This window comes from Pseudomonas sp. EA_15y_Pfl1_P101 (assembly GCF_963970835.1).
In the GTDB taxonomy this organism is placed as follows: Bacteria; Pseudomonadota; Gammaproteobacteria; order Pseudomonadales; family Pseudomonadaceae; genus Aquipseudomonas; species Aquipseudomonas tritici.
Genome location: NZ_CAXAPA010000014.1, coordinates 21,473 through 41,526 on the forward strand (window position 1 = coordinate 21,473; position 20,054 = coordinate 41,526).

The window sequence follows — 20,054 nt, forward strand, 5'->3', positions numbered from 1 at the left end:
TCCCAAATGTGAATCGGCCCCCCTGGACTTGTGTTCGGGGCGTGGGCACTTGCTTATATTTCGACGCCATCTCTATTGCATTCTGGATGTAGGGCATGGCGCAGAGCTATATCAACGACCGCGCGACGGACTACCAGAGCTTGAAAATCCGCTTGATGGGCGGCGCCCTGAGCCGCCAGCGTTCTGACCATTTTGATGTGTTGAACCGGCATCTGCGCACTGGCTTTGTGGCTCAGGGCCAACTGGTGATTATTCCCGACAGCCACAGCGTGAGTTGTTCGGTCGAGGAAGCCTGGCTGATGCGCCATGCCGAAGAAGTCCGCCGAAATCTGGAGCTGAATGCCGCGGCCGGCACGGCGATGCTCGACAACTATGACTTGCTGCAGAGCTTCCTGGCGAATGGCTCGATGGGTATCGGCAGCGCGACATCGGCGTGGGCGCGGCACTTGAATGAAGTGGCGCAAACGCTGGAAGAAATCGAGCGGCTGCATCAGCGGTTGAAAGACGGTGGTTTGGACACGGCGATGTTTATCCAGCAGCGCCAGGCGTTGTTTCGACGCTTGGATGTACAGCTGCAGGGTGCGGCGCGGTTTGGTACGGGATTGCGGGGCAATGAGTCGTTGAAAAAGGTATTGGGGATTTCGACCAAGAGTTATCTGCACAAGGGTGAGATCGCGGGGTATGCGCAGCGGATCCGGGAGATGACGCAGATGTCGAAGTGGTTGGGTAAAGGGACTTATGTGGGGTTGGTGTTGGATACGGGGGCGGCGGGGTTGGAGATCAAGGAGGCGTGTGTGACGGGGAGGGAGGCGCAGTGTCGGAGGGCGAAGTATGTGGAGACGGGTAAGTTTACGGGTGGGGTTTTGGGGGCAGCGGGGGTTGGGGCGTTGGGTGCTGATCTAACTCGTCGTGCATGCAACATTTTTTTAGGTGTCGCGACTAGAGGAAGCGGTGCTCTGAACTGTGCAATTGTTGGGGGCGCTGCTGGAGGGTATGCAGGAGGCAATCTAGGGGGAGCAGGTGGTGCGTTCTTGGGCGGCAAGGTCATAGAGATAGATGGCGATTTGATCTTTCAACCAGAGGGAGCTTAACGATGTCTTGGTTTTTCATCTACACCATCGTGATGGTGATTGGGACGTTCGTTGTTGTGGGACTGATGTGTTATGCCACGCGTGCAAAACTCGACGAGCTGGAAAGTTACTTCAGTGAAAATGTAGAGGTGCTCAAACTTCAGCAACGCTGGAGAAACCGGCGGCTCGCTAGATTTAATCGTATGTGCGTCATGATCAGTATCCTGACAATGCCAAAACGCCACGTGAAAGACGGTTTTGTGACTGAGGCAGAGTTGGCCGCTATACCTTTAGCACTCAAGCGCTGGGCTGTATGGCTGTATCGTCTCGCGATATTTTTGGCCGCCTACTGGGGTCTTTGGAGTACTTGGCTCTAAGAGCGTGTCCTTTTTTACACATTTCCCTGAAAAATATACTGTACATACATCCAGTAATATCATAGATTCCATCCCAGGTGACCGGATGTCACCTGAGCTTCACTTTTTAACTATGGATGGATAAAAAATGAAATCGAAAAAAGCCTTTATGCTGGGCGCGGCCATGGCGGCCTCCTGCTTCGTTTCGGCCTTTGCCCAGGCCGAGCAATACCCTCACCTGGCTGCGCAAGCCGTTAAACCTGACATCAAGCAAAGCCTGAAAGCCGCTGGCAAAGTCCCGGCCACCAAGGCTTCGGCGGCGCTGAAAAAGCAACTGAACGCAGGCGCCCAACTGAAAAAGCCGATGTTCGCCGCGAAGGCCAAGGCCGACTCGGTGGTGGAAGACCACAGCGCACCTGCCCCGGTAACCCAGGTCAAGAAAGCCGGCGCTCAGCCAGCCACCGCCGTGCAAGCGGCGCTGGTCCAAGGCTGTGAAACCACGCTGGACGTGAATGAGTTGTACGCGGTCAATGGTGTGCAAACCGGTGACCTGCTGTGCTACCACTTCAACCTGCCGCAGACGGCCCGGATCAATGCGCTGCTGGTCGGCCAGACGGCCGGTACCGACATGTCCTTGACCCTGTTCCAGGACGATGGCCAAGGCAATCCGATCCCGCTGGGCACTTCCAATAACCCCGGTACCGGTGACGAAAGCCTCAGCGGCGTATTGCCGGCGGGTGACTACTACTGGTTCATGGAAGCCAATGCGGCTGTCTCGGGTTCGAGCTTCCAGTTCGGTGTGGCTGTCAATGCCAATATCGATGCCTTCGAACCGAATGACACGCCGGACACTGCCTTTCAACTGCCGGACACCCTGAACTACATCAGCGGCAACGCCGACAGCCTCGATGATGTCGATTACTTCGACTTCACCGCCGTGCGTGGCCAGAGCGTGGGCATTGCCCTGTCGGCCGATGCCGCCAGCGGCAGCACCCGTGGCAAATGGATCCTTGAGCGCTTCGATGGCAGCCAGTGGGTCACCGTAGGTGCCAATATCGTCTCGACGTCGATCCCGAGTCCGGGTGTGGGCGGTGTGGTCAAGGTGCGGGTGCGCCCGAACCCGCACCCGAACGAGCCGTGGAGCGCGACGGGTAAATACACCCTGTCCTTTGGTTCCAACCCACGTGTCGACAACCCGGATATGAAAGGTGAGGCCAACGTGTTGCGCATCCCGTATTCCGCGTCTGATGTGGGCTACGGCTACATGACCACCCAGGCTTATCGAAACCTGACCTGGAAAATGAACCTGTCCGACAGCACCGGCGCGCCACTGGTGGGGCTGCACCCGATTGTTTATCTCGACCAGCACATCAACCCGGACACCGGCAATATCGTCTACAAGGCGTATTCGGCGGCGACCGACAGCTCCGGCCAAGCCGGTGGCACGATCAACGTGGGCACGTGCGCCGGTGACTTCCAGACCACCTTTGTCGATTACTCCCAGGGCTACAACAACACCTGGCGTACCGACTTCAACTACGGCGTGTGGCGCATGGAGGTGCTGGAATACCCAGGCATTGGCGTCGGCGGTGAAAACACCGAGTTCGTCAGCTTTGGTCACCTGTGCAAGCAAACCTTGCTCAGCAGCACCAAGAGCTAAACGCGTGTAGCCGCAAGCAATGAGGGCATACAGGCCGAGCGCCTGTGTGCCCTTTTTGCGTCAGGGCGCCAACGCCAGCGCCAACGGCACGCGCGCCATGCTCGTGCTTTTCAACGAACCCAGGTACAACCAGTTGCCATACTCCCGAGCGGTAGTGATGGGCGAGTAATTCCCTGCGCTGCCGTCCTGCAAATTGGCGATGACCTTGCCCTCGGTATCCAGCCCGAGCACAAAGGCTTTGCGCTCGATCGGCTTGGGCACCACCATCAGCGCGCGCACCATCACCTTGCGCAGCAGCGGGTAGCCGGCAAAGCTGTCCAGCAGTGGATTGCGCGGCGAGTACAGCGCCACCCAGAAACGGTCCCTGCCGTTGAAGCTGAGGTTGTCCGGCAGGCCGGGCAGGTTGTCGATGAACAGATCATGGGTGCCGGCTCGTTCGCCTTTGAGCCAATAACGGCTGATGCGATAGGCGCCGGTCTCATTCACCAGCACATAGTTTTCATTCGGACCCAACGCCACGCCGTTGGCGAATTGCAGCTGGTCCAGCAACACATCGGTGTTGCCGTTGCTGAAGTCATAGCGCAGCAGCCGACCATCGCCGCCATGCTCGATCACCGCTTCACCGTCCTGCCCATAACCCCAGCGACTGGATGCATCGCTGAAGTACGCATAACGTCCGCTGGCGTCCACGATGACGTCATCGGTGAAGCCAAACGGCAGGTCATTGGCGCCAGTGCTGAGGATGGTGAGTTGGCGCTGGGCATCCAGTGCAAGCAGCCCCTTGATCCCATCGGCAATGATCAAGCGGCCATCCGGGTGTAGCGCCATGCCCAGGGGGCGACCGCCGGTATTGGCCAGCACTTCCAGGCTGCGGCTGTCGGGCGAGGTGCGGATGATGCGTCCGTCATGCAGGCCACTGATCAGAAATCCCTGGGCATCCAGCAGCAAGGCCTCGGGCCCGGCGATGTCCTGGGCGCCGATTTTCTGCACACCTTTGAGACGCTGGTTTTCGGCGTAGGGGCCGTCTTTCATCGAGGGCGCCTTGGGCGGCGTCCAATTCACCGGTTGCACCTTGGTTGGCATTAATAGCAGAAAGGCGATCACTGCCAGAAACAGCACAAACAGCAGATGGCGCAGTTTTGTTGGGCGGGTACTCATGTGAATTCCTGGTTGTTGTGGGGAGGCGGTTCCCAGTGCAGGGTGCCGAACAGGTAGTCCATCAGGGGAAGCACGATATTGAAATTACGCCCCTGCATCAGCTCACGGCGGTGATGCAGGGCGTGCAGCCGGTGCATCTGGCGGATCCACGGCAGGCGCGCCAGCGGGTGATTGGCGGGCAAGTGCTCGCAGGCGTGAAACACTTCGTAAAGTAAATACCCAAGGATCATGCACCCGGCGAACAGCCCGGCGACGTTGGGGCTCAGTTGCTGAAGCAGCCACCAGGCGGGCAAGGTGATTGCCAGGCTGTGCAACACGATCAGCCAGGCCGGGAACAGGATAACGCGCCAGTCCCTCGGGCTGTCGAAAGTCATGTGGCCGGGGGTGAAGAAGCTGTGGTGATCGCCGGTGTGGCGCGCGTAGAACAAACGAGTCAAGGCATGTTTATGGTGGCCGAGGTGGCGGTGCACCAGGTAGATGCAGAGGTTGAAGAACACCAGCGTCAAAGGCACTGTCAGCCATTGCAATGTGGATATGTGGGCGGTGGATGACCACGCAAGGGCGATGCAGGCAACGCCGTAGCCGAACACGAAACTGGCGTGAAGCCAGGGGTTGTAGTGGGGCGCGACGTTAGCGCGGTAGCGGACGCGAAAGGTCTCGGTGGGGTGGCGCATGGCGGGCAGCTCGGTATTTTTATTGTTGGTGGATGAGCTTAGTTGCTACTCGAATTTGTGCGAGTTTTTGCGTAGCACATAACTCTAATGTGGGGGCGACCGACCAGCGGCCCCTTGCGCCTGCCTAATTTCCTTGCTAGTTTCTCGCAAAATGTTAACGATAACATTTGCTCTAAAAATAAAAACAAAACAGAGAACCATGCCATGAAAATGCTTCCGAAAACCCTGTGTTTATTGGCTGTAAGCATCACCCTCGGCACCGCTTCCCCGGCGTTTGCCGACACTGGCAATCCGATCCGCATTGGCGCGTCCTTCCAGGAAATCAACAACCCCTATTTCGTCACCATGAAAAACGCCCTGGAAGAAGCCGGGGCGACCATCGGCGCGAAGTTGATCATCACCGACGCCCGCCATGACGTGTCCAAGCAGGTCAGTGACGTCGAAGACATGCTGCAAAAAGGCATCGATATCCTGCTGATCAACCCCACCGATTCGGTGGGCGTGCAGTCGGCCGTCAAATCCGCCCACGCCGCTGGTGTGGTGGTGGTCGCGGTAGACGCCCAGGCGGATGGCCCGCTCGATTCCTTCGTCGGTTCGAAAAACTTCGACGCCGGCTTCCAGGCCTGTGAATACCTGGCCAAGAACATCGGCAACAAAGGCAATATCGCCATCCTCGATGGCATCGCCGTGGTGCCGATCCTGGAGCGTGTGCGCGGTTGCAAAGAGGCCGTTGCGAAGCACCCGGACATCAAGATTGTCAGCATCCAGAACGGCAAGCAGGAGCGTGACCAGGCGCTGACCGTCACCGAGAATATGCTGCAGGCCCAGCCCACCCTCAAGGGCATTTTCAGCGTGAATGACAACGGCTCCCTCGGCGCTCTGTCGGCCATCGAAGCCAGTGGCCTGGACGTGAAGCTGGTCAGCGTCGACGGCGCGCCGGAAGCGATCAAGGCGATCCAGAAACCCGGCAGCAAATTCATCGCCACCTCGGCCCAATACCCCCGCGACCAGATCCGCCTCGCCCTGGGCATTGCCCTGGCGAAGAAGTGGGGCTCGCAAGTGCCGGCCTCCATTCCAGTGGACATCACCTTGATCGACCAGGCCAAAGCCAAGGATTTCAGCTGGTAAATCGTCCATGCCCCACGTCATCCGTGGGGCTTAAGGTTTCCTTCTGAATACGAGGTCGGCGGTATGAGCAGTCTTCTGAAGCTGGAAAACATCTGTAAGCGGTACCCGGGCGTACAGGCCCTCAAGTCCATCAACCTGCAAGTCGAGCGCGGTGAGATTCATGCCTTGCTCGGCGAAAATGGCGCGGGCAAATCGACGCTGATGAAGATTCTCGGCGGCGTCGAGCATCAAGACGAAGGCCAGATCCTGATCGACGGCCAGGCGCAGCAATTCGCGACCTATCGCGATGCCATTGCTGCGGGTATCGGCATCGTGTTCCAGGAATTCAGCCTGATTCCTTACCTCACGGCGGTGGAAAACATCTTCCTCGGCCATGAGCTGAGCAACCGCTTCGGCCTGTTGCGCAAGCGCCAGATGGTCGAGGCCAGCGAGGCCTTGTTCAAGCGCCTGGGCGTGAGGATCGACCTGCAATGCGCGGTTAAGCACCTGAGCGTGGCCGAGCAGCAGTTTGTCGAAATCGCCAAGGCCCTGGCCCTGGATGCGCGCCTGCTGGTGCTCGACGAACCCACGGCCACGCTTACGCCCAGCGAAGCGGAGCTGCTGTTCGAGATCATGCGCGAACTCAAGCGCCAGGGCGTGGCGGTGATTTTTATCTCGCATCACTTGGAAGAGATTTTCCAGGTGTGCGACCGCATCAGCGTGCTGCGTGACGGCGGCAATGTCGGCGTCACCGATGTGGCCGACAGTGACATCGACCGTTTGGTCGAAATGATGGTAGGTCGTCGCCTGGAATGCAGTTTTCCGCCCAAACCGACCAGCGCACGCGGCTCGCTGTTGCTGGAGGTCAAGGACATCCAATTGGTGCGCAATGGCCCCCACAACAGCTTCCAATTGCACAAGGGCGAAATTCTCGGCTTTGCCGGCTTGGTCGGCTCCGGCCGTACCGAACTGGCGCTGGGCATGATGGGCGCGCTGCCGGCAGTGAGCAAAGAGGTGTGGCTGCGCGGTGAAAAAATCACCCTCGATGACCCGGCCCAGGCGCTGGCCCACGGCATCGGCCTGCTCCCGGAAAGCCGCAAGAGCGAAGGGCTGATCACTGATTTCAGCATTCGCGAAAACATCTCGCTGAACAACCTGCCCAAATACCAGAACGCCTCCGGCCTGATCGACAAAAGCCGCGAATGTGCGAGCGTCGAAGGCCTGATGAAACAGCTGTCGATCAAAGCCCCGAGCAGCGAAAGCCGGGTGTTCAACCTCAGTGGCGGCAACCAGCAGAAAGTCGTGATCGCCCGCTGGATCAATCACCACTGCAACGTGCTGGTGTTCGACGAACCCACCCGTGGCATCGACGTGGGGGCCAAGGCGCAGATCTACGCGCTGATGCGCAGCCTCACCGAGCAGGGCTACGCAATCATCATGATTTCCTCCGAATTACCGGAAGTCATTGGCATGTGCGACCGCGTCGCGGTGTTCCACAAGGGCGCCATCGTCAAGGTACTCGAAGCGTCTGCCGTCAATCCTCAAGAGGTCATGCGCCATGCAACAGGGGGCTCAAGTGAATACGTCCATTAGCAGCGGCGACAGCAGCCGGCTGCGCCTGAACCTGGCGAGGCTAGTGCGTTCGCCGGCGTTTTATCCGTTTGTGGGGCTGGTGGTGGTGACCCTGGTGATGATCCTCGCCAGCGACACGTTCCTCACCGCCAGCAACCTGTCGAACATCGCCCGCCAGGTGTCGATCAACGCGATTATCGCGGTGGGCATGACCTGCGTGATTCTCACTGGCGGCATCGATTTGTCGGTGGGGCCGGTGATGGCCTTGTCCGGCACGCTTACCGCCGGGTTGATGGTCGCGGGGCTGCCGCCAGGGTTGGCGATTGGCGCGGGCATGTTGATCGGTGTGGCCTTCGGCATCGGCAACGGTCTGTTCGTGGCCTACCTGCACATGCCGCCGATCATCGTCACCCTGGCGACCATGGGCATCGCCCGTGGCCTGGGCCTGATGTACACCGACGGTTACCCGATTTCCGGGTTGCCGGAGTGGTTCGGCTTCTTCGGCCGCCAGAGGCTGTTCGGCATTGAAGTGCCGATCCTGATCATGCTGATCACCTACGCCGCCGCCTATGTGCTGCTGCAACACACGCGCATCGGCCGCTACATCTACGCCATCGGCGGCAATGAAGAAGCGGTGCGTTTGTCCGGCGTGCGCGCCGCGCGCTTCAAGTTGCTGGTGTACGGCATCAGCGGCCTCACGGCGGCGATTGCCGGGCTGGTGCTGACCTCACGCTTGATGAGCGGCCAGCCGAACGCCGGCGTGTCGTTCGAGCTCGATGCGATCGCTGCCGTGGTCCTTGGCGGCGCGTCGATTGCCGGTGGGCGTGGGGTCATCGTCGGCACGTTGCTCGGCGCCCTGCTGCTCGGCGTATTGAACAACGGTATGAACATGCTTGGCGTTTCGCCCTACGTCCAAAGCGTGATCAAGGGCGGGATCATTCTGCTGGCGATTTTTATCAGCCGTCAGCGCCATAAATAAACTCCTAACAAGAACGGGATCAGACACCATGGATAAGCACACCGAAATGCAAGCCGTCGTCTGCCACGGCCCCAAAGACTACCGCCTGGAACGCATCGGCAAACCTCAGGCACGTGCCAATGAACTGGTGATCCGCATCGCCGCCTGTGGCATCTGCGCCAGTGACTGCAAGTGCCACTCGGGCGCGGCAATGTTCTGGGGGGGTGACAACCCGTGGGTCAAGGCGCCGGTCGTGCCGGGGCACGAGTTTTTTGGCTATGTGGTGGAAGTCGGCGAGGGCGGCGAAGAGCACTTCGACGTCGCGGTAGGCGACAAAGTGATTGCCGAGCAGATCGTGCCCTGCGGCAAGTGCCGCTTCTGCAAATCGGGCAAGTATTGGATGTGCGAAGTGCACAACATCTTCGGCTTCCAGCGTGAAGTGGCCGAAGGCGGCATGGCCCAGTACATGCGCATTCCCAAGACCGCCATCGTGCACAAGATCCCTGAATCGGTGTCGCTGGAAGACTCGGCGCTGGTGGAGCCGATGGCCTGCTCGATCCACACCGTCAACCGTGGCGATGTCCAGCTTGACGACGTGGTGGTCATCGCCGGTGCCGGCACCCTCGGCTTGTGCATGGTCCAGGTCGCCGCGTTGAAAACCCCGAAAAAACTGGTGGTGATCGACATGGTCGACGAGCGTCTGGAACTGGCAAAAAAATTCGGCGCTGATGTGGTGATCAACCCGTCCCGCGACAACGCTCGCGAGATCATCAACGGCCTCACCGACAACTATGGTTGCGACGTGTACATCGAAACCACTGGCGTACCGGCCGGCGTCACCCAGGGCCTGGACTTGATCCGCAAGCTCGGGCGCTTTGTCGAGTTCAGCGTGTTTGGCGCCGAGACTACGGTCGACTGGTCGATCATCGGCGACCGCAAGGAGCTGGACGTGCGCGGTGCCCACCTCGGGCCTTACTGCTACCCGATTGCCATCGACCTGTTCGAACGTGGCCTGGTCACCTCCAAGGGCATCGTCACCCACGATTTCCCCTTGGATGACTACGCCGAAGCGTTTGAGCTGGCCAACTCGACCAAGTCAATCAAGGTGCTCTTGAAGCCGGTGGCCTGAGCATGAACTACGTGATGGGTGTCGACATAGGAACCCAGAGCACCAAGGCGCTGCTGGTGGATGGTCAAGGCACGATCATCGCCCAGCACAGCCAGGGGTATCGCGTGGATACCCCGAAAGTGCGCTGGGCCGAACAATGGCCGCAGGTCTGGCTGGACGCCGTCGAAGCCTGTGTCGCGCAGTGCATGGGCAAGGCCGGCGTGGCGGCGCAGCAGGTCAAGGCGCTGTGCATCAGCAGCCTGTATGGCGGTTCGGGAATTGCGGTGGATGCACAGATCACACCGCTGCACCCGTGCCTGATCTGGATGGACCGCCGCGCCGGCGAGCAGGTGGCCTGGGTGCGCGAGCAGGTGGACCTGGAACGCTTGTTCGAGGTCACCGGCAACTCGGTGGACAGCTACTACGGTTTCACCAAGATGCTCTGGCTCAAGCAGCACCAGCCTGAGGTGTGGGCGAACACCCGCTACTTGCTGCCGCCCAACAGCTATATCAACTTGTGCCTCACGGGTGAGTTGGCGGTGGACCATAGCAGCGCCGGCAATATCGGTGGTGTCTACGATGTGGCCGCGCGCGGCTGGTCCGGCGAGATGCTCGATGCACTGGGCATACCGCAGGCGATGATGCCTGAACGCTTGGTGTATTCCGGTGAAGTGGTCGGTGGCTTGTTGCAAGACTGGGCATTGCGCCTGGGCCTGCAGGCCGGTACACCGATCCTGGCCGGTGGCGTCGATGCGGCCATGGCCACCTTGGCAGCGGGCGTGACTCAGCCGGGCAATCACGTGGCGATGATCGGCACCAGCATGTGCTGGGGTTACCTGAACCAGCAGGTGGATGCACACCACGGCTTGGTGAGCATGCCCCACGTCTACAACGGCCACCGGGACCTGTACATATTCGGCGGTGCGATCACCGCCGGTGCCTCGGTCAGTTGGTTTCGCGAGCAGTTCTGCCAGGCTGAAGAGCAACAGGCCAAGGCCACCGGCCAGGACAGTCTGGCGCTGCTGGAACAGAGCGCGATGAGCATTCCGGCGGGCAGTGAGGGCCTGCTGTTCCTGCCTTACCTGATGGGCGAGCGCAGCCCGGTGTGGGATGACCGCGCAAGTGGCAGTTTTGTCGGCTTGAACCTGTATCACAGCCGCATTCACCTGTACCGCGCGGTGCTGGAGGGGGTGAGTTTTGCCCTGCGGCATAACATCGAAGCGGGCACTCGCGGGGCGCATTCCCTGGACCCGCGTTTGATCGTGGTGGGTGGCGCGAGCCATTCGGATTTGTGGATGCAGATCATCGCGGATATTACGCAGTACCCGGTGTACACCATCGTTCAGGAGGTCGAAGCGGCGCTGGGTGCGGCGTTGTTGGCGGCGCATACGGTGGGGTTGGTGAGTGACGGGGAGATGGATAAAGGGTGGGTGCAGTTGGCGCTGCGGGCGGAGCCACAGCGGGAAAATATCGCAACCTACGACCAAGCGTTTGCCGAGTATTTGAAGCTGTATCCCGCCCTGAAACCGATCATGCACACCCTGCAAACCAACTGATTCAACACAGCCCAAAAATGTGGGAGCGAGCAAGTCGAACCGTCGCACCCACAGGGGATCTCCATTGTTCTTGAGATTGTGATCTATGAACGCAGCCTTCGACTTCACCCACCACCGTATCCTCGTCACCGGCGCCAGCAGTGGCATCGGCCGCGAGATCGCCCTGCAGTTGATCGCCAGCGGCGCCGACGTCTTTGCCCTCGGCCGCGACGCCCAAGCCCTGGCCCAACTCGGCTGCCACACCCTCTGCCTGGACATCGCCGACAGCACCGCCCTCGACAAAGCCCTGCAAGACCTGCCGCCGCTGCACGGCCTGGTCAACTGTGCCGGCATCTCGCGCCTGGAACCCGCTGCCATGATCAGCGCCGACGCGTTCGACCAAGTGATGAACGTCAACGCCCGCGCCGCCGCGCAAGTCGCCAGCCGCGTGGCCGCCAAAATGATCAAGGCACACATCGCCGGTAGCATCGTCAACGTCTCCAGCCAGGCCTCGCTGGTGGCCCTGGACGATCACCTCGGCTACTGCGCGTCCAAGGCCGCGCTGGACGCGATCACCCGCGTGCAATGCGCCGAGTGGGGCCGTTTTGGGATTCGCGTCAACAGCGTCAATCCTACGGTCACGCTCACACCGATGGCGACCATGGCCTGGTCCGAGCCGGCCAAGCGTGATCCTGCGCTGGCGGCTATTCCCTTGGGACGCTTCGCTGAAACCGTGGAAGTTGCGCTGCCGGTGCTGTTCCTGCTGAGCCGCGCCGCCAGCATGATCAGCGGTGTCAGCCTGCCCATCGACGGCGGCTATACCAGCCGCTAGCCGTTTTCCAACTGGCCGGCTATCACCACCTTGTCCCGTGGTTTGAACGGGTCTTCGAGGTGGTCAAGCAACAGGCGTACCGCGCTGCTGCCGGCCAAGGACGCGTCGTGGGCCACGCAGGCGATGGGCACGCCGAAGATATCGGCGAAGGGCAGGCGGTCGATGCCGCAAATGGTCAGGCTGTCGTGGGGGATGTTGTGCATGCGCAACGCGCGCAGGGCACCGAGGGTGATCAACTGGTTGAAGCCCATGATCGCATCCGGCGCCGAGTGTTCGGCCAGGTAGTCGAGGGTGTGCAGGTACGACGGCATCAGCGTGTAGTCGCCGGCCTGCACTTCGACCTGCACCTGGGGATGTTCGGCCAGCACTTCGTGCAGGCCCTTGAGGCGTTCGACGGTGATGCGTGAGTGTTCGGGCCCCGTCAGCACCAGCAGGCGCTTGAGCTTGGGTGTCTGGCGCAGCAGGTAGTGCGCGGCCTGGATGCCGCTGTGGTAGTTGTCCAGCACCACGCGGCTGAACGGGCTGTCGTGGATCGTGCGATCGAGCAGCACCAGCGGGGTCTTGCCGTTGCCCAGGCGTTCAAGGTAGTCGGGTTGGTAGCTCGGCTCGTCCGAGACCGGCGACAGGATGATCCCCGCCACGCGGTAGCCCAACAGGGTGTCCACGGCTTTGCTTTCCAGTTCTTCCAGCTCGTCGGTGTCCACCAGCATGATGGTGTAGCCGTGCTGCTTGGCCTCGCGGGAAATCGCCTTGATCATTTCGCTGTAGAACGGGTTGTCCACTGAGGCGGTGATCACGCCGATGATCAGGCTTTCACTGCGCTTGAGCCCGCGCGCGAAGGCGTTGGGCACATAGTCCAGCTCCCGCGCTACTTCGAGGATGCGCGCCAGGGTGGCCGGCTTGACCAGGTCAGGTTTGCTCAGCGCGCGGGACACCGTGATGGTGGTCATGCCCACGCGTTTGGCGATGTCGCTGATGGTGACGGACTTTTTCTTGTTCATCGGCAAGGCTGCAAAAGGAAACCCCCGCAGGCTAGCATGCGCGCGGAGTCAGGGTGATTCAAATCAAGGGGTCCCAGCGCTGCGACCAGTCACTTTCGGCCTTGACCACTTCGCGAAGCAACCCCAGCGCCTGTTGCAACACCGCCGAATCTCGCGCCCTTGCATACACCAGGTAAGTGGGAAAGCTGAACTCCGGCGCCTTCGGCACGCGCTGCATCACGCCGCTGTCGAGGTAGCTTTGCACCACGCGGGTACGGAAATAGCCGGCGCCACCGTTCTCCAGGATGTACTGCAACGCCAGTGGCCCGAGGTTGAAACTCAGCGCGGCGCGGGCCTTGTCGGGCAGAGCTGCGTCATGCTGCTGGCGAAAGCCTGGGCCCCAGTCGATATACACATAGGGGGCTGGATTGCTCACCAGTTGCACCAGGATCAGTTTTTCTTCCAGCACCTGCTCCACCTGCAACCCCGGCCAGTACTGCGGTTGGAACACCAGCGCGGCGTCGAGCACGCCCAGTTCCAACTGGCGCAACAGGTACTCGCCTTCACGGATTTCGGTACGCAGCGCATGGCCGGGGATATGTTGGCGCAGCGCCTGGGCCCAGCCGAGCATCAGCGGGTTGCACAGGCTGACCTCACCACCGATGTGCAGCACGTTGCGATAGCCATCCGGCAAGGGCAGGTCACGCTTGGCGGCTTCCCAGGTTTGCAGCAATTGGTTGGCGTACACCACGAAGGCTTCGCCATCGGCGGTCAGCCGCGCGCCAGCACGGTTGCGCACGAACAGCGTGCTGCCCAACTGGCTTTCTAGGCTCTTGACCCGTGCGGTGATGGCGGTCTGGGTGACGTGCAGTTTCTCGGCCGCTGCAGCCAGGCTGCCGCAGCGGGTGATTTCGAGGAAAGTGCGTGCCAGTTCGATGTCCATGAAGCCCCCGGTGATGAATGGGGGCATTGTAATGGAATGCGGTCAAAACGGCGCGAGCAAGCCCGCACAGGTTATTGCATTTCAGGCTGGGGTTTTGGGTGTCTGCAAGTGCGGGGTAGGGAATGCTTTGGCATACACCTGGCACACCCTTAAAACCGTTTCATCCGCAAACCGTGCGCCTACCACATGCAAGCCCACCGGCAGCCCATTCGCTGCTAGCCCACACGGCACTGAGGCTGCCGGTTGTTGGGTGAGGTTGAAGGGGTAGGTGAACGGCGTCCACTCTGTCCACTCCTGAAAATCCGAGCCCGGTGGCACGTCGTGCCCGGCGTCGAACGCGGTGATCGGCATCATCGGCGATACCAGCACGTCGTAATGTTCATGAAAGGCCGCCATGCGCGCTACCAGTGCTGCGCGTGCTTCGAGGGCGGCGCTGAAGTCATCCAGGCTCAACCGCTCACCGCGTCGTGCGATGCGCAGCAAACCAGGGTCGAGCAACTGTTTTTGCGCCTCGCTCATGGCGCCGGTCAGGCGTGCGGCGCCGGCTGCCCACAGGGTGCTGAAGACTTCCAGCGGGTCGCTGAAGCCGGGGTCGATTTGCTCGACATGGGCGCCCAGTTGCACCAGCCCTGCCATCGCTTGAGCGACGACCTTGGCCACGTGCGGGTCGACGTCCACGTAACCGAAGTTCGGGCTATAGGCGACGCGCAAACCCTTCAGATCCGTACCCGGCGTCAGCCATGGTGTGGTGCGTGGCGCGCCGATCAAGCCATCCCGTGCATCCGGCTGGGCGATGGTCTGCAGCATCAACACGCTGTCCTCCACGGTACGGGTCATCGGCCCCAGGTGTGAAAGGAGGGTCATGGAACTGGCCGGCCACTGCGGCACATAGCCAAAGGTCGGCTTGATACCAAAGGTGCCGGTAAACGCACAGGGAATCCGAATCGAACCGCCGGCATCGCTGCCTTGGTGCAGCACGCCCAGGTTCAACGCCGCCGCGGCCCCAGCGCCACCGGACGAGCCGCCCGCCGTGGTGCGTGTGTCCCAGGGGTTGCGGGTGATGCCGTAGAGCGGGTTATCGGTGACGCCTTTCCAGCCGAATTCCGGGGTGGTGGTTTTGCCCAGTAGCACCGCGCCGGCCTTGCGCATAAAGGCCGGGAAGGGCGCGTCGACCTCCCACGGCCCGTCGGCGGATGAGGTGCGCGAGCCCTTTCGAGTGGGCATGCCAATCGTCAGCGTGAGGTCTTTGATCGACGCCGGCACACCGTCCAACGCGCCGCAGGGTTGGCCGTTGAGCCAACGTTGTTCCGAAGCGCGCGCCGCGTTCAGCGCGCCTTCCGGGTCCACATGGCAGTAGGCATTCACTACCGGATTAAAACGTTCGATACGCCGCAAAGCGTCTCTGGTGACTTCCACCGGCGACAGGCGCTTGTCGCGAAAATGCTGCAGCAGTTGCACTGCCGTCAATTCGCCGATTTCACTCATGCCACATCCCCCTGAGCCGCCTTGACCATGGCGCGCAGCAATACCGCGCAGCCCGCCGCCAAGTCATCCGGCGCGGCGTTTTCGATTTCGTTATGGCTGATGCCGCCTTCGCACGGCACAAAGATCATCCCGGCGGGGCCCAGTTCGGCGACGAAAATCGCGTCGTGCCCGGCGCCGCTGACGATATCCATATGGCTCAAGCCCAAGACACTCGCCGCGTCGCGCACCGCGTTGACGCAAGCCGGGTTGAAGTCCAGCGGTGGGAAGTCGGCTGTCGGCGTCAGCTCAAAGGTGAGGCCGTGCGTTTTGGCGGTGGCTTCGATCACGCCGCGCACTTCATCGACCATCGCTTGCAGCGTGTCCGCATGCAGATGGCGCAGGTCGATGGTCATGTGCACTTGGCCAGGAATCACATTGCGCGATCCCGGGTGCAGGCTCAGGCAACCGACCGTGCCACAGGCGTGGGGTTGTTGTTGATGGGCGATACGGTTGACCGCGCTGACTACCTCTGCGGCGCCCACCAGGGCATCCTTGCGCAGGTGCATCGGCGTCGGGCCGGCGTGGGCTTCGACGCCGGTGAGGGTGAGGTCGAACCACTTCTGGCCCAGGCAGCCCATGACCACGCCAATCGTCGTGGCCTGGTCTTCCAGCACCGGGCCTTGTTCGATATGGGCTTCGAAATACGCACCCACCGGGTGGCCGACCACCGCGCGCGAACCGGCATAGCCGATGCGTTGCAACTCGGCGCCCACCGACAGGCCTTGGTCGTCGAGCTTATCGAGGGTGTCCTGTAAATCGAATTTACCGGCAAACACACCCGAACCCATCATGCAGGGCGGGAAGCGCGAGCCTTCTTCGTTGGTCCATACCACCACTTCAATCGGCGCATCGGTTTCGATGTTCAAGTCATTGAGGGTGCGGATCACCTCCAACCCGGCCATCACCCCATAGCAACCGTCGAACTTGCCGCCGGTGGGCTGGGTGTCGATATGGCTGCCGGTCATCACCGGGGGCAGGGCAGGATTGCGTCCGGCGCGGCGCGCGAAAATATTGCCGATGGCGTCGACACTGACGCTGCACCCGGCCGCCTCACACCATTGCACAAACAGGTCGCGGGCCTGGCGGTCCAGATCGGTGAGGGCCAGGCGGCACACGCCGCCCTTGGCCGTGGCGCCAAGCTGGGCCAGGTCCATCAAGGATTGCCACAGGCGGTCGCGGTTGATCAGCGGGGCGTTGCTCTTGAGCGGTTGCGCAAAACTATTCATCAGCAGTCTCCGGTCAGGCACTCAGGGCCAAATAGCGGTTTTTGATGGTCGGGTCGGCGCGGAAAGCGGCGGCGCTGCCCTCGTAGACCACGCGGCCTTGTTCGAGCACATAATGGCGGTCGGCGAGCTTGTCGCAGACCATCAGGTTCTGTTCCACCAGCAACACTGGCAGGCCGTCGTCCTTGACCTTGCGCAGGATCTTCACCAGCTCGTCGACGATCACCGGGGCCAGGCCTTCGGTGGGCTCATCAAGGATCAGCAACTTTGGGTCGTTGAGCAGCGCACGGGCGATGGCGAGCATCTGTTGCTCGCCACCAGACAGCGCGTGGCCGGCGTTTTTACGCCGCTCCTTGAGGCGCGGGAACATGCCGTAGACATCTTCGAGCTGCCAGCGGCTGGTCTTGCGTGCGGCGATGCGCAGGTTTTCTTCGACGGTCAGCAGGCGGAAAATTCCGCGGTTCTCAGGTACCAGCGCCAGGCCCTGGCGAGCAATTTCAAAGACCTTCTGGCCCACCAGCGCCTGGCCGTTGAAATGGATCTGGCCCTGACGTGGGCAAATAATCCCGAGGATGCTGCGCAGCGTCGTGGTCTTGCCGGCACCGTTGCGTCCCAGCAGTGTCACCAACTCGCCAGGGTTTACGGTCAGCGACACGCCTTCCAGCACGTGGCTCTTGTCGTAGTAGGAGTGGATATTGTCGACGATCAGCATCAGGCAGCCTCCCCAAGGTAAGCACTGCGCACACGTTCATCAGCCCGCACGAATTCCGGCGTGCCTTCCACCAGGATCTGCCCGTGGCTCATCACTGTGATGCGTTGGCTGATGGACATGACAATGCTCATGTTGTGTTCGATCAACAGCACCGTGTGGTCGCGGCCGAGGTCGCTGATCAGTTGGGTCATGATCGGGATGTCGTCGATGCCCATGCCCGAGGTGGGCTCGTCGAGCATCAACAGTTTGGGTTTGGAGCAGATCGACATGCCCACCTCCAGCACGCGTTGCTGGCCGTGGGACAACTCGCCGGCCAGGGTATCGGCGCGGGCGGTGAGTTGCAGGCGCTCCAGCACTTGATCGGCCATCTCCAGGTGTTCGCGCTTGCTGTCCACGCGGCGCCAGAAATTCAGGGCGCGTGCACCATCGCGGCCTTGGGCGGCCAGGCGCAGGTTTTCGCGCACGCTGAGGTTCTGGAACAGGCTAGTGAGCTGGAACGAGCGCGCCATACCCAGGCCGACACGGGCATGGGCAGGTTTGCGCATCAGGTTCCTGCCGTCGAAATGAATCGCCCCGGCGGTGGCCTGGCGTTCACCGGTGAGGCAGTGGAACAGGCTGGTCTTGCCCGCGCCGTTGGGGCCAATGATGGTGTGGATGGTGCCGGCTTCGACCTTGAGGTTTACGCCATTCACCGCATGGAAGGCACCGTAGGCCAGTTCCAGGTCGTTGGTTTCGAGCAGGATGCTCATAGCCCTTCCTCCTTGGCGACAGCGGCGGCCTTGCGACCGCCTCGCACGCGTTCAAACAGCGACACCAGGCCGCCCCACAAACCACCGCGCATGAAGATCACCACCAGGATCAAAATCAACCCTAACAGCATCAGCCAGCGCGGCCACAGGTCGGAGAGGAAATCCCCCAGCAACACGATGGAACCGGCGCCCAGCAACGAGCCGAACAACGAGCCCGTGCCGCCGACGATGGTCATGATCAGGATGTTCTCGGACATCATCAGGTCGATATTCGACAGCGGCACAAAGTGCAGCAGCATCGCGTACAGCGCCCCGGCAATCCCGGTGACCGCGCCGGACAGTACAAACACCAGGATCTTGAAATGCCGCGTGTCGTAGCCGATGGCCGAGGCACGGGTTTCGTTTTCGCGGATCGCCATCAGCGTGCTGCCGAACGGTGAGGCGATCACCCGGCGTGCGCCGATAAAGATCAGCAGGAACAGCACCGCGACAAAACCGTAGAAGGCGCGGGCGTCGGCCAGCGACAGCAACACGCTGTCACCGAGACGGATTTGCGGGCGTGGCACGCTGAGCAGGCCGTTGTCGCCGCCGGTCCAGTCACTGAGCGTATAGGCGACGAAGTAAGCCATTTGGCTGAACGCCAGGGTCAGCATCACGAAGTAGATGCCGGTGCGGCGGATCGCCAGGGCGCCCACCAACAAGGCCAGGAACCCACCGGCGACGGCGGCGCCAAGCAGCGCCGTGAACAAACCCATTTGCAGGTGGATCATCAGCAACGCCGCACAATACGCGCCGGCACCAAAGAAGATGCCTTGGCCGAAGGACAGTAGCCCGGTGTAACCCAGCAGCAAGTTGCAGGCGAGGGCGGCCATGGCAAAGATCAGAATCTCGGTGGCCAGGGTCGCCGATGGCAGTATCAACGGCAGGCCAATCAGCACTGCCAATACCCACAGCAACATCGCGCGCGATTGCGTCTTGGCAAACGGCAGGGGATTTTTCTCGCTCATGTCAGGCTCTCCCAAACAGGCCGTAAGGACGTACCAGAATCACCACGGCCATTGCGCCGTAGATCATCAGGCTCGCGCCCTGGGGCCAAAGTGTGGTCATCAGGCTTTGCACCACGCCCACCAGCAAACCGCCGACCAGCGCACCGCTGAACGAACCCATGCCGCCGATCACCACGACCACAAACGCCACCCCGAGAATTTCCGGGCCGACGAAGGGCTGGGCGCCGCGCAACGGTGCGAACAGCACACCGGCCATGCCGGCCAGGGCTACGCCAAGGGCGAAGGTCATGGAGAACAGGCGGAAGATATTCGTGCCCAGCAGCGACACGGTCTCGGTGCTTTCACTGCCTGCCCGCACCAGAGCGCCGAAGCGCGTGCGTTCCAACAGCAGCCACAGGCCCAGGCCGACCAGCCCGGAAAACGCGATGAGGAAAAGGCGGTAATAGGGGTACACGAAGTCACCCACCACCAGCACGCCGCGCAGCAGTTCTGGCACGGCGACGCTCTTGCCCACCGGGCCCCAGATCATCACGCTGGCTTCCTGGATGATCAACGCGATGCCCAAGGTCACCAGGATCTGGAACATGTGCGGCAAGTGGTAAATCCGTTGAATCAATAATCGCTCGATAGCCCAGGCCAACGCGGCCACCACCAACGGGGCGATGAGCAGCGCCAGCCAGAAGTTGCCGGTGAGGCTTACGGCGGTGTAGCAGATGTAGGCGCCCAGCAAGAAGAACGCGCCGTGGGCGAAGTTGACGAAGTTGAGCAGGCCGAAAATGATCGTGAGACCGACCGCGATCAGGAAGTAGATCATCCCCAATCCGAGGCCGTTGAGTATCTGGAACAGGTAAAGAGAAAGCATGCAGGAACCCTCTGCAGGAGGCCG

At 61.3% G+C, this 20,054-nt stretch carries 19 protein-coding genes; 9 read left to right on the plus strand and 10 right to left on the minus strand.

Annotated elements, in window-relative coordinates:
- Positions 1–95 precede the first annotated feature (95 nt).
- From AACY36_RS20955 to AACY36_RS20965, 3 genes are all read left to right on the plus strand, one after another.
- Positions 96–1,091 carry a hypothetical protein gene (locus AACY36_RS20955; RefSeq protein ID WP_339418039.1) on the plus strand — a complete coding sequence of 332 codons (996 nt, stop codon included), beginning with the start codon at positions 96–98 and terminating at the stop codon, positions 1,089–1,091.
- A gap of 2 nt (positions 1,092–1,093) precedes the next feature.
- Positions 1,094–1,447 carry a hypothetical protein gene (locus tag AACY36_RS20960; RefSeq protein WP_339418037.1) on the plus strand — a complete coding sequence of 118 codons (354 nt, stop codon included), beginning with the start codon at positions 1,094–1,096 and terminating at the stop codon, positions 1,445–1,447.
- 127 nt (positions 1,448–1,574) lie between these two features.
- A complete protein-coding gene (locus AACY36_RS20965) occupies positions 1,575–3,086 on the plus strand; it encodes an acid shock protein (RefSeq protein WP_339418035.1) in 1,512 nt (503 codons plus the stop codon).
- A 60-nt stretch (positions 3,087–3,146) separates the two neighbouring features.
- On the opposite strand, the gene AACY36_RS20970 is transcribed toward AACY36_RS20965, so the two are convergent.
- Positions 3,147–4,244: an SMP-30/gluconolactonase/LRE family protein gene (locus tag AACY36_RS20970; RefSeq protein ID WP_339418033.1), complete on the minus strand. Its 1,098-nt coding sequence runs from the start codon at positions 4,242–4,244 to the stop codon at positions 3,147–3,149.
- Positions 4,241–4,918, minus strand: a complete 678-nt coding sequence (locus tag AACY36_RS20975; RefSeq protein ID WP_339418031.1) for a sterol desaturase family protein — start codon at positions 4,916–4,918, stop codon at positions 4,241–4,243. Before AACY36_RS20975 ends, AACY36_RS20970 begins: the two co-directional genes overlap by 4 nt.
- Before the next feature lie 204 nt (positions 4,919–5,122).
- On the opposite strand from AACY36_RS20975, the gene AACY36_RS20980 reads away from it, so the two are divergent.
- The 6 genes from AACY36_RS20980 (at position 5,123) to AACY36_RS21005 (ending at position 12,030) form a co-directional block, all read left to right on the plus strand.
- Positions 5,123–6,046 carry a substrate-binding domain-containing protein gene (locus AACY36_RS20980; protein WP_339418029.1) on the plus strand — a complete coding sequence of 308 codons (924 nt, stop codon included), beginning with the start codon at positions 5,123–5,125 and terminating at the stop codon, positions 6,044–6,046.
- 63 nt (positions 6,047–6,109) lie between these two features.
- Positions 6,110–7,618 carry a sugar ABC transporter ATP-binding protein gene (locus AACY36_RS20985; protein ID WP_339418027.1) on the plus strand — a complete coding sequence of 503 codons (1,509 nt, stop codon included), beginning with the start codon at positions 6,110–6,112 and terminating at the stop codon, positions 7,616–7,618.
- Positions 7,584–8,576, plus strand: a complete 993-nt coding sequence (locus AACY36_RS20990; protein WP_339418026.1) for an ABC transporter permease — start codon at positions 7,584–7,586, stop codon at positions 8,574–8,576. The genes AACY36_RS20985 and AACY36_RS20990 overlap by 35 nt, the downstream gene beginning before the upstream one ends.
- A gap of 28 nt (positions 8,577–8,604) precedes the next feature.
- Complete coding sequence (locus AACY36_RS20995; protein WP_065875978.1) at positions 8,605–9,684, plus strand: alcohol dehydrogenase catalytic domain-containing protein; 1,080 nt, start codon at positions 8,605–8,607, stop codon at positions 9,682–9,684.
- 2 nt (positions 9,685–9,686) lie between these two features.
- Positions 9,687–11,219, plus strand: a complete 1,533-nt coding sequence (locus AACY36_RS21000) for an FGGY-family carbohydrate kinase (RefSeq protein ID WP_339497542.1) — start codon at positions 9,687–9,689, stop codon at positions 11,217–11,219.
- 85 nt (positions 11,220–11,304) lie between these two features.
- Positions 11,305–12,030, plus strand: a complete 726-nt coding sequence (locus AACY36_RS21005) for an SDR family oxidoreductase (RefSeq protein WP_339418021.1) — start codon at positions 11,305–11,307, stop codon at positions 12,028–12,030.
- On the opposite strand, the gene AACY36_RS21010 is transcribed toward AACY36_RS21005, so the two are convergent.
- The 8 genes from AACY36_RS21010 to AACY36_RS21045 form a co-directional block, all read right to left on the minus strand.
- Positions 12,027–13,031 (minus strand): LacI family DNA-binding transcriptional regulator, encoded by a 1,005-nt coding sequence (locus AACY36_RS21010; protein WP_339497543.1) that lies wholly within the window; start codon positions 13,029–13,031, stop codon positions 12,027–12,029. The genes AACY36_RS21005 and AACY36_RS21010 overlap by 4 nt on opposite strands.
- 58 nt (positions 13,032–13,089) lie before the next feature.
- Positions 13,090–13,953, minus strand: coding sequence for a LysR family transcriptional regulator (locus tag AACY36_RS21015; RefSeq protein ID WP_339418017.1), 864 nt, complete (start codon positions 13,951–13,953; stop codon positions 13,090–13,092).
- Positions 13,954–14,034: 81 nt separating this feature from the next.
- Positions 14,035–15,438 carry an amidase gene (locus AACY36_RS21020; protein WP_339418015.1) on the minus strand — a complete coding sequence of 468 codons (1,404 nt, stop codon included), beginning with the start codon at positions 15,436–15,438 and terminating at the stop codon, positions 14,035–14,037.
- The gene (locus AACY36_RS21025) at positions 15,435–16,703 is read right to left on the minus strand and encodes a Zn-dependent hydrolase (protein WP_339418013.1); all 1,269 of its coding nucleotides are present in this window, start codon (positions 16,701–16,703) and stop codon (positions 15,435–15,437) included. The genes AACY36_RS21020 and AACY36_RS21025 overlap by 4 nt, the downstream gene beginning before the upstream one ends.
- Positions 16,704–16,716: 13 nt before the next feature.
- Positions 16,717–17,412, minus strand: a complete 696-nt coding sequence (locus AACY36_RS21030; RefSeq protein ID WP_339418011.1) for an ABC transporter ATP-binding protein — start codon at positions 17,410–17,412, stop codon at positions 16,717–16,719.
- Entirely contained in the window at positions 17,412–18,161 is a 750-nt protein-coding gene (locus AACY36_RS21035; RefSeq protein ID WP_339418010.1) for an ABC transporter ATP-binding protein, read from the minus strand. Before AACY36_RS21035 ends, AACY36_RS21030 begins: the two co-directional genes overlap by 1 nt.
- Positions 18,158–19,168 carry a branched-chain amino acid ABC transporter permease gene (locus AACY36_RS21040; RefSeq protein ID WP_339418009.1) on the minus strand — a complete coding sequence of 337 codons (1,011 nt, stop codon included), beginning with the start codon at positions 19,166–19,168 and terminating at the stop codon, positions 18,158–18,160. Before AACY36_RS21040 ends, AACY36_RS21035 begins: the two co-directional genes overlap by 4 nt.
- A gap of 1 nt (position 19,169) precedes the next feature.
- Entirely contained in the window at positions 19,170–20,030 is an 861-nt protein-coding gene (locus AACY36_RS21045) for a branched-chain amino acid ABC transporter permease (protein ID WP_339418008.1), read from the minus strand.
- Positions 20,031–20,054: the final 24 nt, after the last annotated feature.

Excerpts from the sequence above, each read along its gene's own strand:
- AACY36_RS21005 (WP_339418021.1), top strand. The coding sequence starts at position 11,305 with ATGAACGCAGCCTTCGACTTCACCCACCACCGTATCCTCGTCACCGGC.
- AACY36_RS20995 (WP_065875978.1), top strand. The coding sequence starts at position 8,605 with ATGGATAAGCACACCGAAATGCAAGCCGTCGTCTGCCACGGCCCCAAA.
- AACY36_RS21035 (WP_339418010.1), bottom strand. The coding sequence starts at position 18,161 with ATGAGCATCCTGCTCGAAACCAACGACCTGGAACTGGCCTACGGTGCC.
- AACY36_RS20955 (WP_339418039.1), top strand. The coding sequence starts at position 96 with ATGGCGCAGAGCTATATCAACGACCGCGCGACGGACTACCAGAGCTTG.
- AACY36_RS21020 (WP_339418015.1), bottom strand. The coding sequence starts at position 15,438 with ATGAGTGAAATCGGCGAATTGACGGCAGTGCAACTGCTGCAGCATTTT.
- AACY36_RS20975 (WP_339418031.1), bottom strand. The coding sequence starts at position 4,918 with ATGCGCCACCCCACCGAGACCTTTCGCGTCCGCTACCGCGCTAACGTC.
- AACY36_RS20965 (WP_339418035.1), top strand. The coding sequence starts at position 1,575 with ATGAAATCGAAAAAAGCCTTTATGCTGGGCGCGGCCATGGCGGCCTCC.
- AACY36_RS20990 (WP_339418026.1), top strand. The coding sequence starts at position 7,584 with ATGCAACAGGGGGCTCAAGTGAATACGTCCATTAGCAGCGGCGACAGC.
- AACY36_RS20970 (WP_339418033.1), bottom strand. The coding sequence starts at position 4,244 with ATGAGTACCCGCCCAACAAAACTGCGCCATCTGCTGTTTGTGCTGTTT.
- AACY36_RS21030 (WP_339418011.1), bottom strand. The coding sequence starts at position 17,412 with ATGCTGATCGTCGACAATATCCACTCCTACTACGACAAGAGCCACGTG.
- AACY36_RS20985 (WP_339418027.1), top strand. The coding sequence starts at position 6,110 with ATGAGCAGTCTTCTGAAGCTGGAAAACATCTGTAAGCGGTACCCGGGC.
- AACY36_RS21000 (WP_339497542.1), top strand. The coding sequence starts at position 9,687 with ATGAACTACGTGATGGGTGTCGACATAGGAACCCAGAGCACCAAGGCG.
- AACY36_RS21040 (WP_339418009.1), bottom strand. The coding sequence starts at position 19,168 with ATGAGCGAGAAAAATCCCCTGCCGTTTGCCAAGACGCAATCGCGCGCG.
- AACY36_RS20960 (WP_339418037.1), top strand. The coding sequence starts at position 1,094 with ATGTCTTGGTTTTTCATCTACACCATCGTGATGGTGATTGGGACGTTC.
- AACY36_RS20980 (WP_339418029.1), top strand. The coding sequence starts at position 5,123 with ATGAAAATGCTTCCGAAAACCCTGTGTTTATTGGCTGTAAGCATCACC.
- AACY36_RS21010 (WP_339497543.1), bottom strand. The coding sequence starts at position 13,031 with ATGAACAAGAAAAAGTCCGTCACCATCAGCGACATCGCCAAACGCGTG.
- AACY36_RS21045 (WP_339418008.1), bottom strand. The coding sequence starts at position 20,030 with ATGCTTTCTCTTTACCTGTTCCAGATACTCAACGGCCTCGGATTGGGG.
- AACY36_RS21015 (WP_339418017.1), bottom strand. The coding sequence starts at position 13,953 with ATGGACATCGAACTGGCACGCACTTTCCTCGAAATCACCCGCTGCGGC.
- AACY36_RS21025 (WP_339418013.1), bottom strand. The coding sequence starts at position 16,703 with ATGAATAGTTTTGCGCAACCGCTCAAGAGCAACGCCCCGCTGATCAAC.